The sequence below is a fragment of the Latilactobacillus graminis DSM 20719 genome (assembly GCF_001436415.1).
Taxonomy (GTDB): Bacteria; Bacillota; Bacilli; order Lactobacillales; family Lactobacillaceae; genus Latilactobacillus; species Latilactobacillus graminis.
Genome location: NZ_AYZB01000013.1, coordinates 1 through 201, shown reverse-complemented (window position 1 = coordinate 201; position 201 = coordinate 1). Strand labels below are relative to the sequence as shown.

General features: G+C 38.3%; 1 protein-coding gene. It reads right to left on the bottom strand.

The features are described 5' to 3' along the window. Positions 1-201: hypothetical protein (locus FC90_RS09285; RefSeq protein ID WP_162258677.1), on the bottom strand; the 201-nt coding region annotated here is incomplete at both ends.

Below are 201 nucleotides of genomic sequence, written 5' to 3'. Positions count from 1 at the left end.
TGGCTGTATTTCAATTCATATTGCTTACCATACTTAGTGTCAGTTGCTTCGGCAGATTGTAATGTATCACCAGTCTTAGCCATTGTTGCGACACCTCGTTGATCCTTATTCACGATTGGTGAACTTGTAACAACGATTGTTTGGGTCTTGTCATTGTTTGTTGGGTTATATGCGAAGTCAAATTCATTCTTATTCAACACA